Source organism: Mediterraneibacter gnavus ATCC 29149, from assembly GCF_008121495.1.
In the GTDB taxonomy this organism is placed as follows: domain Bacteria; phylum Bacillota; class Clostridia; order Lachnospirales; family Lachnospiraceae; genus Mediterraneibacter; species Mediterraneibacter gnavus.
The window spans coordinates 1,021,655-1,035,963 of record NZ_CP043051.1 but is presented as its reverse complement, the minus strand read 5'-3'; the positions used below and the strand labels follow the sequence as shown (position 1 = coordinate 1,035,963).

General features: G+C 39.8%; 13 protein-coding genes. 12 read left to right on the top strand and 1 reads right to left on the bottom strand.

Annotated features, from left to right (window positions below; translation table 11 throughout):
- Positions 1-13 precede the first annotated feature (13 nt).
- The 4 genes from FXV78_RS05050 to FXV78_RS05035 all read left to right on the top strand — a co-directional run bounded on the left by FXV78_RS05050 (position 14) and on the right by FXV78_RS05035 (position 3,540).
- Positions 14-463, top strand: coding sequence for a DUF4304 domain-containing protein (locus FXV78_RS05050; protein WP_105084797.1), 450 nt, complete (start codon positions 14-16; stop codon positions 461-463).
- 133 nt (positions 464-596) lie between these two features.
- Positions 597-1,082, top strand: coding sequence for a hypothetical protein (locus tag FXV78_RS05045; RefSeq protein WP_004844081.1), 486 nt, complete (start codon positions 597-599; stop codon positions 1,080-1,082).
- A 351-nt stretch (positions 1,083-1,433) separates the two neighbouring features.
- Entirely contained in the window at positions 1,434-2,519 is a 1,086-nt protein-coding gene (locus FXV78_RS05040) for an IS701 family transposase (protein ID WP_004841879.1), read from the top strand.
- 109 nt (positions 2,520-2,628) lie between these two features.
- Positions 2,629-3,540: a leucine-rich repeat domain-containing protein gene (locus FXV78_RS05035; protein WP_039959987.1), complete on the top strand. Its 912-nt coding sequence runs from the start codon at positions 2,629-2,631 to the stop codon at positions 3,538-3,540.
- A 280-nt stretch (positions 3,541-3,820) separates the two neighbouring features.
- Here the strand turns inward: FXV78_RS05035 and FXV78_RS05030 are convergent, their stop codons facing one another.
- Positions 3,821-5,329, bottom strand: coding sequence for a MarR family transcriptional regulator (locus FXV78_RS05030; RefSeq protein ID WP_004844586.1), 1,509 nt, complete (start codon positions 5,327-5,329; stop codon positions 3,821-3,823).
- A 108-nt stretch (positions 5,330-5,437) separates the two neighbouring features.
- Between FXV78_RS05030 and FXV78_RS05025 the strand changes: the two genes are divergently transcribed.
- The 8 genes from FXV78_RS05025 to FXV78_RS04990 all read left to right on the top strand — a co-directional run bounded on the left by FXV78_RS05025 (position 5,438) and on the right by FXV78_RS04990 (position 14,306).
- Complete coding sequence (locus FXV78_RS05025) at positions 5,438-6,160, top strand: hypothetical protein (RefSeq protein WP_004844086.1); 723 nt, start codon at positions 5,438-5,440, stop codon at positions 6,158-6,160.
- A 19-nt stretch (positions 6,161-6,179) separates the two neighbouring features.
- A complete protein-coding gene (locus FXV78_RS05020) occupies positions 6,180-6,674 on the top strand; it encodes a hypothetical protein (RefSeq protein WP_004844087.1) in 495 nt (164 codons plus the stop codon).
- Between the two features lie 106 nt (positions 6,675-6,780).
- Positions 6,781-7,197 (top strand): hypothetical protein, encoded by a 417-nt coding sequence (locus tag FXV78_RS05015; protein WP_009244115.1) that lies wholly within the window; start codon positions 6,781-6,783, stop codon positions 7,195-7,197.
- A gap of 215 nt (positions 7,198-7,412) precedes the next feature.
- On the top strand, positions 7,413-7,664 hold the full coding sequence (locus tag FXV78_RS05010; RefSeq protein ID WP_009244114.1) for a hypothetical protein: 252 nt from the start codon (positions 7,413-7,415) through the stop codon (positions 7,662-7,664).
- A gap of 5 nt (positions 7,665-7,669) precedes the next feature.
- On the top strand, positions 7,670-8,161 hold the full coding sequence (locus FXV78_RS05005; RefSeq protein WP_004844091.1) for a hypothetical protein: 492 nt from the start codon (positions 7,670-7,672) through the stop codon (positions 8,159-8,161).
- Between the two features lie 106 nt (positions 8,162-8,267).
- Positions 8,268-8,708, top strand: a complete 441-nt coding sequence (locus tag FXV78_RS05000) for a phage holin family protein (protein WP_039959990.1) — start codon at positions 8,268-8,270, stop codon at positions 8,706-8,708.
- Entirely contained in the window at positions 8,705-9,967 is a 1,263-nt protein-coding gene (locus tag FXV78_RS04995; RefSeq protein WP_004844093.1) for a glucosaminidase domain-containing protein, read from the top strand. The genes FXV78_RS05000 and FXV78_RS04995 overlap by 4 nt, the downstream gene beginning before the upstream one ends.
- 265 nt (positions 9,968-10,232) lie before the next feature.
- Positions 10,233-14,306, top strand: a complete 4,074-nt coding sequence (locus FXV78_RS04990) for a glycoside hydrolase family 98 domain-containing protein (RefSeq protein ID WP_039959992.1) — start codon at positions 10,233-10,235, stop codon at positions 14,304-14,306.
- Positions 14,307-14,309: the final 3 nt, after the last annotated feature.

The window sequence follows — 14,309 nt, the reverse complement described above, 5'->3', positions numbered from 1 at the left end:
GGAGGAAAAGCCTATGACAAAACAAGAATTTAAAGAATTTTGCCATGAGGAGTTCACAAAAAGAGGTTTTAAAAAGCGAAGAAATATGTGGTATTTACAGGGAAAAGGTCTTTTGTGTGGGATGTATCTGCAAAAATCAATGGCGGAGGCATTTTATGTAGAGTATGATTTTTTCTTCGGAGATTTTTCAAATGTGAAAAAGTATCCGACAACATATGACTCCGATGTATATAGGAGAATAGGTGTTTTGACTAAAGAGGACAAAACGTTGACTGGGTTGATAGACTATGAACTATATACACCCGATGAACTCAGGCCATATTTTGATAAAGCATTTGAAGAGCATATTATGCCAGCGATACATTATGGAAAGTCCTACATTTTGAAAGAAGCAGACTATTATTATCATCTTTTTGCAGATGATGAATGGGAGGAATTTTTAGAAAAATTAAAAGAAGATTAGGCAAAACACACAAAATGGGTAATGGGTGAGAAGATTGTATTTGACGAAGGAAAATAGAGAGTAAAACAACAAGAAAATGTCGATATACAGAGGACAATACCACTTCCGATATATATCGGCAAGAGGGGGATTTATGAAACCATTTAAGTGGATGTTTGAAGAACAAAATGCAACAGAGATAGAGTATAAGGGTAAGCAAGTAAGTGCACTTTATCGATACGATAAAAAGGGGAAGTATCGATTAAAATTTACTTTTGTAAGTACAAATTCGCAACATGAACAGTCAATTATTTTACATTTGTATGATTTCAAGGGGAAAATATTCTGGAATGGAAAACGTTTAAAAAAGGAAAGGAGAAGATTTCCGCAGATTATTTTTGAGGAAACTTGGGCTCCGAAAGAATTTGAACTAGAAGTTATCTTGGAAGACGGGGATATTGAAATTAGTAATGGATATTCAAAAACTGATGTAGGAAGGATAGATTGTTTTATGGGTGGCTGCGCCATGATCAAAGAAGAATTAGGTGAGGATAAGTTTCGGTTTTACTGCAACGATATTGATTGGGATGATGACTTTGACGATTTGATTTTTGATCTTGAAATCGAAAAGGTACTGTAGAACAAAAGTGGACGAGTGAAATGATTTGACGAGGCGGCAGGATGGAACAGAATATTAGTAGGGCTGTTCTGCCGTCTTGAATTAAGGAGAAATTACATGAAGACATTTGAACTTACAGAAGAGCAAAGGAATGATTTGTATTCTATAAATGAGCAAGTTCGTGATTTTGCATAAAAGAAAGACACCTCGATTCCATGTGTTGTATAATGAAAGTGCCAAAACAAACATTTGCAACATTTACGAAAGAAGGTGTCTCTCGCAAATACTATACATCATTCCTCATTCATATACAACCAGTTTAAAAAATTAAACTTATGCAAATTTTATTCGAACCGAGTAATAAACCATCTTATGAGTATCCTAATCAGTATTTTCATTTCAGGATATCATGGAAAAACTACGGACTTTGCTAAAAACAGTTCCTGCCACAGAACGACGATTGCCCATTTTCTCAATTCCGGAAAATGGGATGATTCATTACTTTCAGATACGTTAAAATGCTCTGTCATTGAGATTATTTATTCAGAAGCAGCACGCACCGGAAAGCCTGTTTTCTGCATTGTGGACGATACGATTGCTTCAAAGACAAAGCCTTCGTCACGGGCTTTACATCCGATTGAAGATGCGTATTTTCACCAATCCCATTTAAAGGGAAAACAGGACTACGGGCATCAGGCAGTTGCTGTTATGCTTTCCTGCAATGGCATTGTTCTGAACTATGCTTTTGTAATGTACAATAAGTCAATTTCCAAGATTGACATTGTACAAAGCATTGCAAAGGAGCTGCCTGTTCCACCGGTAATGTCCTATTTTCTTTGCGACTGCTGGTATGTTTCTGAAAAGATAATCAATACCTTTGCACAGAGAGGATTCCATACCATCGGTGCTTTGAAAACAAACCGTTTGCTGTATCCATCGGGAATGAAAAAGAAACTTCGTGAACTGGCCGCCGAATTGTCTGTTACACATCGTGAATTTGACCTTGTGACAGTCAAAAAACGAAACTATTATGTGTACCGGTACGAGGGAAACCTCAACGGCATAGAAAATGCGGTAGTTCTTTTGAGTTATCCGGAAAAAGCATTTGGTAATCCCAAAGCATTGCGTGCTTTCATCAGTACAAACGCAGCCCTATCTACACAGGAGATTCTTTCCTGGTATGTGTGTCGATGGCCGATTGAAGTATTTTTCCGCCAGTGTAAGGATAAACTGGCACTGGACAGCTATCAGATACGCTCTGCACAGGGAATCAAAAGGTACTGGCTGCTTATGTCACTGGCACATTTCATGTGTGCAGTGGGTACTGGTAGGTTCTGTTCGTTTGAAACTGGATATCACGAAATCTGTGATACCATTCAGCTGGAAAAGTATCGTTATCTTTTTCAATGCGCAAAGGAAAGCAATGATTTTGATTCATTTATGAAATTCGCAGTGTAGTTTTGTGCAATTTTTCAAATTTGCTCATTTATAGTTGTATTTTAAAAATTTTGATGGAACGATCAAAATAGACGGATTTGTATTCAGCGATTATAAAGGGAACACTACTATGAGAATTTCAAATACACAGGAGGAACGACCCAAACGCCGTACAGAACGAACCATAGAAGAACATGTAAAATTTATCAATGAAAATAATGTGGAGAGAGTAGATGTTTTTACGGAAAGTATTGAATTTTTAAAAGAATGTCCGGGAATAAAGGCAGCATCTGTCTATGTTCCCCTGTGCGTTGAGAAAGAATTTGACTTTTCTCCGTTGTATGAGATGGAAAATTTAGAAGCTGTGGATTGTGGAGCAGAAAGTTTAGCAGGTGCTCCACGAGTTAATAAATTTTTTGTGGACTTCACGAAAATGAAACATATCAAACAAATCAAGATATCATTAAATGATTTCAGAAGTGGAACAGGATTTCAAAAAGTGAAGGATTTAGAACTACTTAAGATATTTGATTGTAATAAAGAAGACTTAAGGGAATATTTTTGCTCAGAAAAAATGAAGTATCTTATGATATATGATTCAAGGCTTCGAAATTTAGACCATATAGAAACAGCCCCCAACTTAAAATGGGTTCAATTGGAAGATTTAAAAAGGTTGGAAGATATTTCGGCGCTAGAACATATAGCAGAATCTGTCGAGGCGCTTTGTATCAGTGGATGTCCGAAGGTAAAAGATTTTTCTGTATTGGAAAAACTGGTAAATCTGAGACATTTAGAGTTGACCGGAAGAAATGAAATTTCGAGTTTGAGTTTTTTGAATCAAATGCCTCAGATACAGACGTTTCTGTTTTCGGTGAATGTGTTGGATGGAGATCTGACTCTTTGTATGAAGATTCCATATGTGTATTGTGAAAGGAACCGGAAGCATTATAATTTAAAAAATAAAGATTTGCCAAGAACAGTGGATGAATATTATGGATGGGGATATAAGTTCGAGTTACCATCGGAATATATGTTGTATTAATCTGAGAAGATTGTGTTTGATGAAAGTCAATAAAGAGTAAAACAGTAAGAAACTGTCGATATACAGAGGAAACTGCCACTTCTGATGTATATCGGCAAGAGGGGGGATAAAAAATCTGTGATGAATCATTTTTATTATACGATGAAAATCTATATCGGAAGCTATCCATCAGAAATCATTGGACGTGAAATGTTGGAAATTGCAGATGAGATTTCTTCTATTTTAGGCCACTTATAAATGATTTTCTACGCAAAATGGCAAAATTTCGGCATCAGGAAAATCAAGATGTAAGCGCCGGAACAAGGATAAGGTTTTTTATCGATAAACCAGCAGCTATGATCTCTTTTCCAAGAGCCGTTATCAAATATTTATAGGATCCTGGGATTTTTTCAATCAGTCCATGGACTTTCAGACGTTTAAAGATCCTTGTCATGGCAGACGGAGTGATTTTCGGAAGATGCTGGCGGATCTGTTTTCCTTGTATCCCGAATGTCATGTATTCCCCTTTGCTGATGGCTTCCAGTACAGACAGATCACGGGAATCAAAAAAGTTGAATCCGCGATAGGTTCGTTCCTTTTCCCTCCGGGAATGACTGACTTCATCCAATTTCTTCCTGCCGCTGCTGTGATCATCAAAGGATGAGATAAATTCAAGGTATCTGTAATTCGCAGATTTCAGGATTGTGAATAACTGATATAAGCTGTAAATACTCTTTTTTAAAGGGGCTTTCCGAATATCGGATGTTCCATCCCTATGCTGAACTTCCCGCTCCACACGGAACGTACTGATATCATTGCAGGTGCTTTCAATTCGCAGTACACAGCCAAACTTGTCATACATTTTTATGGACACATCACCCATGTGGTGCTTGATCCTCGTTCCGAGGATGCGCTGATTATAGTTTGTGCCAATCTCTTTGGTACAGTTATAAGTGATTCGCTGTCCAAGGAAAGTGGCGATGTTGTCAGGCTTCACAGTATATATCGCAGTGTGGATGATTTCATCATAGATTGGTGCCAGGTATTCCGGCTTACGGAACATGATATCCGTGGCACATTCGATCTGCTGAACCGTCCAGGTATAACCCAGCCCGAGAGATTCCGGAACGGGACTGTAGCGTCTGGCAAAGACATCGAGAACTTTATGGAGCCCTTGCGGGTTGATACGGTCAGAAAGTTTCTGAGCAGTTTCAATATCGGAGATTTCAAGGAACGCGTTGTCCTGCATCCGGTAAGAAAGCTGTTTTTTATCAAGCTTATAGGCGAGCAGGTTATGACCGTTCATGTAAAACTGAAGACGGAAAGGCGGCCATGTAGGGACACGAAGATAGCAAAGGCCAAGTTCCCTGTCGATAAAATAGAAATAGTAATGAAGACACTTGCTCTGGTCAAACTTCAGGAAGGTCTTCCCAGTTGTTTTATCATGCCAGGGCCTGTAGGTATTACAGCATTCCATAGCAGAAAAGATATGGATCAGACCTTCCGTTTTTCCGGTTTCGGCAATGATGTTCTGGATGCGGTCATCTTTTCGAAAAGCATGGAGTTTTCGGATGAACTCAATTTCCATTCCATTTTCGTGAGCAATCTTTTCCGCATTCTGACGGACCTGTTCCGTAAGGGGCTGGGAGAAACTGGTGGGATAATCAAAAATACGGATACCGTTGAGTTTCATATAGGCAGTCATTGCTTCCGCATGGCTCCAGTTTGGGATATATCCCTGAATGATCATGCGGTCATAACAGGTAATGATGCCATGAATTTTATCAACGTATTTATCAGTGAGTAACATATAAAAACCCCCTTTTTCTTTAGAATAACACAAGGGGTAGAAAATAAAAATAACTTTTCCGGTTTATCCGGGTTAGGATGTACTTATGAAAAATTAGGATATTCATTATTGCATCCAGATTATGATTATAAGCAAATTGGAAAAAGTTTCCGTAATGGAAAAAAGGGGAGAACAAAATTTATAAATTTACAAATTCCTATGTTGTATTATGGCGAAGAAACAGATTCTTCGCCAACGATAGAATTTGAATGCCATATGAAAAATAAGGATATATTTCCGTATTTTTCAATTGAACTTGATTATACATTTCATAGTGATTATTTAATAGCTGAAGTAAATGTTAGAAGAGATTTATTAAAAACAGAGTTGTCATTGAAAGAATTTGAAAAAATTTTGATGGTGTTTGAAAACAGAAAATATAGGGTAAATTCTGCGTTTGTGCACTGTTACGGCGGAAATCATCGAAGATTTTTGATGTCAGGTATTTATAATGGATTGAATACGATAGAAGACGTGCGAATTGCAAATCATATAGGAAACTACAGGAATCATTGGAAGAATAAAATGGTAGGTGTATTTTATATGAATTGTGTTAGAAAAGAAGGGATGCCAGATTCAGTGTTCCATGCTATATGCAAGATTGTTGGAAAGAAAAATGCAATCCAGGAGAATAATCTGGTTCTGTTTAAGCTTCCACAATGTCCGATGTTGTATCGAATGAATCGCTATTTTCCCACATATAGCAGATGGATTGTGAAACATATTTTACAAAAAGAAAAAATATGCGAAAAAGATATGACATGGATAGCGGCGATATTAGATTTAATTTGATATACGAAGGGAAATTTTTATGAAACCATTTAAGTGGATGTTTGAAGAACAAAATGCAACAGAGATAGAGTATAAGGGCAAGCAAGTAAGTTCATTTTATCGATACGATAAAAAGGGGAAGTATCGACTAAAATTTACTTTTGTAAGTACTAATTCGCAACATGAACAGTCAATTATTTTACATTTGGATGGATTTAAGGGGAAAATATTCTGGAATGGAAAACGTTTGAAAAAGGAAAGGAGAAGATTTCCGCAGATTATTTTTGAGGAAACCTGGGCTCCGAAAGAATTTGAACTAGAAATCATTTTGGAAGAAGGAGATATTGGGATTAGCAACGGGTGTTTAAGACCTAGATCAGATATGATCACTTGTTTCGTAGAAGGCTGCGCCATGATCAAAGAAGAATTGGGCGAGGATAAGTTTCGGTTTTACTGCAACGATATTGATTGGGATGATGACTTTGACGATTTGATTTTTGATCTTGAAATCGAAAAGGTGGCGTATGAGGAATAAGTATTGTTATTGTTAAGTAAATCGTGTTTGATTAAGATATAGAATTGTCAAATGGATGGATTACAGGACGTTCAGTTTGTTGGGGATTATTTGTGAGGAGATTTTAATGAAATTTGTTTATACATCTGATAAAGATGATGAAATAGTGAAACACGAAAAAATAATGTTAGAAAAATGTTCGAATATTCTTGACAGTTATAGAGCAATATTTAAGGAGTACAATTGTTCATTGGAAGTAGGATACGGATGGGAAAATTTCTTAAAAAAAGAACATTCAACAAATAGGCTGCCTTTTAAAAATGGGTATGAGTGTTATATTTATTGCGAGGTACAGAAAGATGGTACAGAGGTACGTATAGGAAGTAATGATGGCGAAGTGGATTATTATGTATTATCAGTTTCATGGACAGTATCATCCATAGAAAGGCGGTTTTTTAAACTCAATGTATCCTTGAGTTCGGATACCGACGATATTGAAAATGATATGAACGAATTATTTCAATTATTATCTAATGGAAAATAGATGTGGTATACACATCACCGTAAAGTAAACTGTCGATATACAGAGGAAACTGCCACTTCCGATGTATATCGGCAAAAGAGGAATTTATGAAACCATTTTAAAGGATGTTTGAAGAACAAAATGCAACAGAGATAGAGTATAAGAGCAAGCAAGTAAGTGCATTTTATCGATACGATAAAAGGGAAAATATCTGAATGGCTGTAAGGAGAAGACATATGAAATTCACAAATACATATCGTTATGTGGTATTAAAGCAGGTAATGTTCTTGATTCTATTCTTAATTATTTTAGTGTGCATGATTAAAATAGATTTAGAATACTTAAAACAAGAAGTGCGTATAGTCTTTGCGTTTGTAATATACTTTGCCATAAAAATAGGTTTATTTTTTATTGACAGATTATGTGGAGTGCAAAAAGAAAAGATGCAGTATCATGGCATGAAAGCAGTTTATGATGAAAAGGGATAAACATTATGGATCACATTTGGACGATAGAAAACTGGGAACAGAACATTGATTTTATGGAAGAAGGTCATCGGACGGGCTTCAGGCTTCGGTTTGATAGTGGGATAGATCCGGAGGTACGAAGGGCATGTAAAGAGTTTGCGGCATTTTTGAGAAAAGAATATTTCTTTCCTCTCAGAGTTGTTGCCTACATAAAAAATAAAAAGAAAATACGGGCAATGGACGGGGATCTGGTATATGGGACATTCTGGAGTATGGAAGATGATTATACAGTGGAACCGTATATCCGGGTTGCGGCAGGAGACTATTTAGATTTATGTGACAAATGGGGAAAGGACAGTGCATTGACGGCAATCTTGCTTACAATAGGGCATGAACTGACACATTATTTTCAGTGGATCAACGCATTGGAATTAACCCCGATCGGGATGGAGCGTCAGGCAACAAAATATGCAAGATATGTGTTAGACGATTATGCAGAAACAAGGGAGCATCCTTGAGTGAGGATCGAATGAAAAAAGGAAAAGAAAAATGAGTGGCAGAGTAGAACATTCTTTGAAAAGAATGCCGTCTATTCTGCTTTTTTAATTGAAGGTGGTGAAGGATATGAAGCAAATGGTGACGAGCTTGTTTGGAATGTTTGGGAGTGCAGTTGCCCTTTTATTTGGCGGATGGGATGTCGCACTGCAGACATTGGTTCTTTTTATGGGAATCGACTGGATCACAGGCGGGATTCTTCTGCCGGTGATTTTTAAGAAAAGTCCGAAGTCAGAAAATGGCAGACTGGAGAGTCGTGCGGGCTGGAAAGGGCTGTGCCGAAAAGGAATGACACTGTTGTTTGTTTTGATCGCAGTCCGTCTGGACCTTTTGATGGGGACAAATTATCTGAGGGATGCCGTGTGCATTGCGTTTATCGCAAATGAAGCATTGTCTATTCTGGAAAATGCCGGGCTTATGGGGATGCCCATTCCAGAAGTACTCAGACAGGCAATTGACATTTTAAATGGAAAAGCAGAGAAATATACAGAAAGCAGGGGAGAACGATGAAGAAAGAGGAATTTATTCAGAAAATCGCAGGATATGTAAAGAAATATGCGGCTGCATATGAAATCAAAGTATGCAGTCCCATCATTGCACAGGCAATTTTGGAGTCCGGCTGGGGAGAATCCAGGCTGGCGAAAGACTATCACAATTATTTTGGGTTGAAATGTGGGACGAAATGCCAGGGGAAGTCCGTCAATCTGGCAACCTGGGAGGAATACGAAGCCGGAACGGCAACCGTGATTTCCGATTATTTCCGGGTATTTGACAATATGGAAGAGGGGGTGAAAGGATATTTTGAACTGCTTCAGCTTCCACGTTATCAAAATCTGAAGGGAATCACAGAACCCAGACGATATCTGGAAACCATTTGGGCAGATGGGTATGCGACTAGTTCTGTCTATGTGCAGAAAAATATGGAACTGATTGAGCAGTATCAGTTAATGAAGTATGATGAAAATGCATCGGGAAGAAGCGCTCAGGATGTATTGAACGTGATGCGTTCGTGGATTGGCTACAGTGAAGCAAACGGGAAGTTCCGGCAGATTATTGATCTGTATAATTCGCATCAGCCACTGGCGAGGGGATATGCCGTACAGTATACCGATGAGTGGTGTGATACCGCAGTTTCTGCAGCAGCGATTCAGGCAGACTGTGTGGACTTGATCGGAACAGAATGCGGATGTGAAAAGCATATTGAGATTTTCAAAGAAAAGGGAATCTGGATCGAAGATGGAACCATAGTGCCACTGCCCGGAGATATCATTTTGTATAACTGGGATTTCCAGGTACAGCCAAATGACGGGTATTCCGATCATATCGGGTATGTAGAGTCTGTTTCAGGCCAAATGATCACAGTGATGGAAGGGAATTATAATGAGGCAGTGGCAAGACGAAAAATTCCGGCAGGTTGGGGGCAGATTCGCGGATATGCAAGACCAAAGTATGCAGAGGGCGTGACAGGGCAGCCGTCCAAAAGTATTGAGGAAGTTGCCGGGGAAGTGATACAAGGAAAATATGCAAACGGTAAAGAACGAAGAAAGAAGCTGTGTGATATGGGATACGATCCGGATGCTGTTCAAAGGGAAGTAAACAGACAGTTGAGTCAAAATGAGGCTCCGGCGGAATATTATGTTGTGCAGGAAAATGATACTTTATCAGAGATTGCAAAGTGTTTTGCAACAACTTATCTGGAACTGGCAGCATGGAATGGAATTGCAGATCCGAACATGATCTACGTTGGACAGAAAATCAGGATTCGATGAAGAAATATTGGCAGAAATGATTGAAAAATTACCGTAAAAATTTGATGTGAAAACGTAAAATGTAAAAAATAGACAAAATAAATGAGCAAAATCTATTGTGATAGTAAAGAAAGTACAATTTCTGGTAAATATATTCCATATTAAAGGAGGGAACAGTATAGTACTCTAGAATTCAAGCGGGAAAATCCCAGACATGTAAGGAACCAGAAAAAATAAAGCATTTTCTGGTTTTACTTTCATGTGGAAGAAAAGGAGGAAAATGAGGATGAAAACCAGAAAAGAAGGGAGCAAAGCCAGATTACTCGGACTGTCATGCATGGCGCTTGTGCTGACGGCATTTGGGGTAACAGGAGTCCGTGCAGATGCGGCAGATGCAAAAAAAGCACCGCCACTGGTCAATCTGGCAGAGGAAAAGGATGTCAAAGTCACAGTCGGGGAAAATATGGATCTGAAAAATGCGGATTTATTAACCGACGGTGACAAATATTATCTGCAGCATGATGCTACAGGTAATAAAGAGGGAAACAACTGGGAGAATTATCAGGAACAGGGAACAGAAGTCACCAGCACTGCAGAAGGAAAAAACGGGGTGTGGGTACAGGTGGATCTGGGTGCATCCTATCCGTTGGAAGTCATCAACCTGAAACGACAGGTATATGATGGACAGGCGACAATCGGAAATGGAAATCCGAGTGGTCAGGGAAAACGTCTGAAAGGAACCAAGATTTCTTATAAAAATACTGCCATTGTGATTGGAAACGAAGAGGATTTATCGGACGGTCAGATCGTTTATTATGAAGGAAATCCGACACTTCCGGATGGAGTGAAACAGCCGGAGAATGTTTCAAAGCCATACGAAGAAGCGATGGGTGGACAGTGGTTCTATATGGATTATGCAAACAAGAATGGACTTGGGGCCACAGAGCTTGGAACAACAAAAGAGGCACGTTATATCAGAGTGTATACAGAGAATCCAAAAGGTGCCGCAGTAAAATTCATGGAACTGGGTATTTATGGATATGAAAATGAGCAGGATGTGCAGTCACAGGATGGTCCAAGACGTGTGATCGATAACGAACATCCGATGATGATCGCAACAGCGTATTCCAACGATGTCTATGAGATAGGACAGGAAGAAGGACCAGAATTACAGGGATCTAACACAGTAGACGGAAGATGGAATGCTATTCCGGATGATCTGAAAGAGAATAACGTTTTGCTGTTACATACAAACAACCTCAGACAGTTTGCTCCGGATCATATCGGACAGGCTTATCTGCAGGCATTCCATGAACATGGGCTGCAGATTGCCTATGAACAGGGAGCGCCGATTATGCTTCTTGGATTGACAGCAGCTGCAACACCGGAAAATGGAGGAACACAGTACAATATTACAGCGGATATGGATTACGGCTGGTTGGATCTGATGTACCGTATGTATCCGAATATGCAGGGTGTGTTCAATACAGAGAACTTCTGGGCAGGTATTCATCCTCCATGCGAAGGAAGCGCTAAGATGCTGGAGATTGCTGACCGATTCGGTGGATTCTTTGTATGGTCAGATCAGGATCACGGTTCTACAGTGACGAATATTGTCAGCAATGCAAATATGAAAAAGGCACTGGAAAAACACGGAGATGCATTCTACTTGATTTATAAGAACACAAGTTCAAATCAACCGGATGATTTGAAAACAAGCAGTTTCTTCCAGGGAAGCTGGCTGGCAGGATATACCGGAGGCTGGGGAATGCTTTCCGATACCTGGGCATGGGACAAGCAGTTCTCAAAACTCTGGCAAGGAGCTGGAAGCTATAACAACTGGCAGAGACTTTGTGGAGAACCGGAAGCATTGCTTGGAATGCAAATGATGAGCACCTATCTGGGCGGTGGTGTGATCTACACGTTTGAGTTCCCGGAAATCGTATATGGAACAAGCAACACGAACAGTCCGGCAAATACACATGTCCTGACAGAACTGTTCCGTTACATTGTCAATCATCCGGCACCGTCCAAAAAAGAGATCATGGAAGAGACCAAAGCGGTTCTCTATGGAAATGTAAGTTCTGATTTTTACAGTGGTTTATCCGGAAAACCGACAGGATTCCAGATTTATGAAACAGGACGTTATGGCATTATTCCGGTTATTCCGACATGGGGAACCAGAGCGGAAGTAACAAAAAAACTGATTCAGGAAGCAGACAAACTGGGCGTAACCCCTCCGAATGTACTGGATGTCAAAGACAAGAATCTGTCCGGACAGGCAAAACAAAAGTATTTCAAAGATCTGTATCCAATCGAATATGTAGGAAATGCATTTGCTGACAAATGGGAGGGCACATGGTATCTCTACAACAATAAAGTTAATACAAATGAAAAGCAGCATGCAATTTTACCTCTGGAAGGGGAAGAAGAAAGCGCACGTCTGAAAGTAGAGATGGAGCCTCACGAATTTATGATCATGAATGAATCTGGAGACGGAACAGCGATGGATATCACGCTGAATAACTACAGGGTAAATAAAGATGAGATTATTTTTGATAATAAATTCGGCTTAACGTGGACAGGTGATTTTTCACCGGGACAGACTACAATTAATGGAAAATTATCAGTATATAAATATATGGATGAGTACAATGTGGTAAATGCGCCGGAAGGAAAATTGTCTCCGGAAGATAATGAGCTGCGTACCACTACATTTGAACTGACAAAACTGGCGAAGGAACCAAAAGTGCAGGTTGTAAAGGGACAGCAGCCGGACACAGACGGACAGCCGCAGTACACAGAACCAAAAGTAGAATTTAACGAAGAAACAGGAAAAGCAGTTATCACGATCCAGACAAACGGCTGGGTGGATCTTTCCATTACAGGTCTGGAGTTTGTATATGATGAGAATGCACAGAAAATAGAAGATGAGCCGATCAAATCTGAGAGAACCAATCTGGCAAGAGGCAAAAATGTGAGCTTTTCAGAAGATGCAAGTGAAGCTTCCAGAAGAGACGATGCTGTAGATGGAAATAAGACGAATCCTGATAACTACTCAGATCCTGGCAGAAATAACGGAGGTGCACAATGGCTGCAGGTAGATCTTGGTGGGTTACATCATGTTGAGGAAGTGAACCTGTATCGGTATTGGAATGGAACGCGTAAATATCATGATACCGTCGTACTTCTGTCACCGGACAGTTCCTTTGATCCTACTAAAACGTTGGTGCTTTGGAACGGAAATCGGGATGCAGACAGAGAGTGGCCGGCATCTTTAAGTGGAACACAAGGAGAGACACACAAACTTCCAAAAGGCGAAAAAGAAGAATACATCGAGACAAAAGATGGAAAAAACATGAAAGTGTATGGTGAAGGTGTATCTTGGTTAGATACGGACACAAAAACACCATTGCCGAAAGATGGAGAACATTTTGATGCGGGATACATCCGCGTATATATGAACGGAAGTACAGAAGGAAATACAAACCACGTTGTAGAACTGGAAGTAATGGGCGAAACAGGGGATGTGGTGATCAAAGATGAAGAAGCACCAACTGTGCCGGGCAATCTGAGAGTCGTATCTCCGAAGGCATCGGAAGCAGAAATTCGTTTCCTTCCGTCAGTAGATAATACAGGAGTCGAAAAATACAAAGTAAGCTGGAGTAAAGGCGGAGAACAGGTTGGTTTCCGTGAAGTTACACAGACTGCGCTGATCTTAGATCCGTTGGAGGCTGGCAGCGAGTATACTGTTCAGGTAAAAGCTGTGGACAGATATGACAATGAATCTGAAGCGGCAGAAGTATCCTTTACAGCAATGGATATTCAGGTAAGCGCAGATGTTGCTTCCGGACAATATGATTCTGCACAGCAGGTGACATTGACAGCAGGTGAAGGAGCAGAGATTTATTATACTCTGGACGGCAGTCAGCCATTTGAGAAAAATAAAGAAGTTTCTGAGTCCGCTAAAAAATATGAAGGACCGATTACAGTCGAGAAAAATACAATTCTGCGGGCAGCAGCAAGAAAAGATGGGGTAGAGTATGGAACAGGTTCCTGGTATTACCTGATCGGAGCGCAGAGTCAGGACAACTGGGAAACACCGAAAGCTCCAAGCGACGTGAGAATTGACAGCAAATCTTCGTCTTCTGCAAATATCAGCTGGGCTGCGGAAGAACCGGGATGTACATACCGTGTGTATGCAAATGGTAAGATGGTATGGGAAGGAAAAGAAATGAATCAGACGATTCAGGAGCTGACCCCGCTTACTACATATCAGGTTTATGTAACTGCAGTAAATGAGAGAGGAATTGAATCTCTCCGTTCAGAAACAGTAGAATTCGTCACTATGGCACAGTAGATA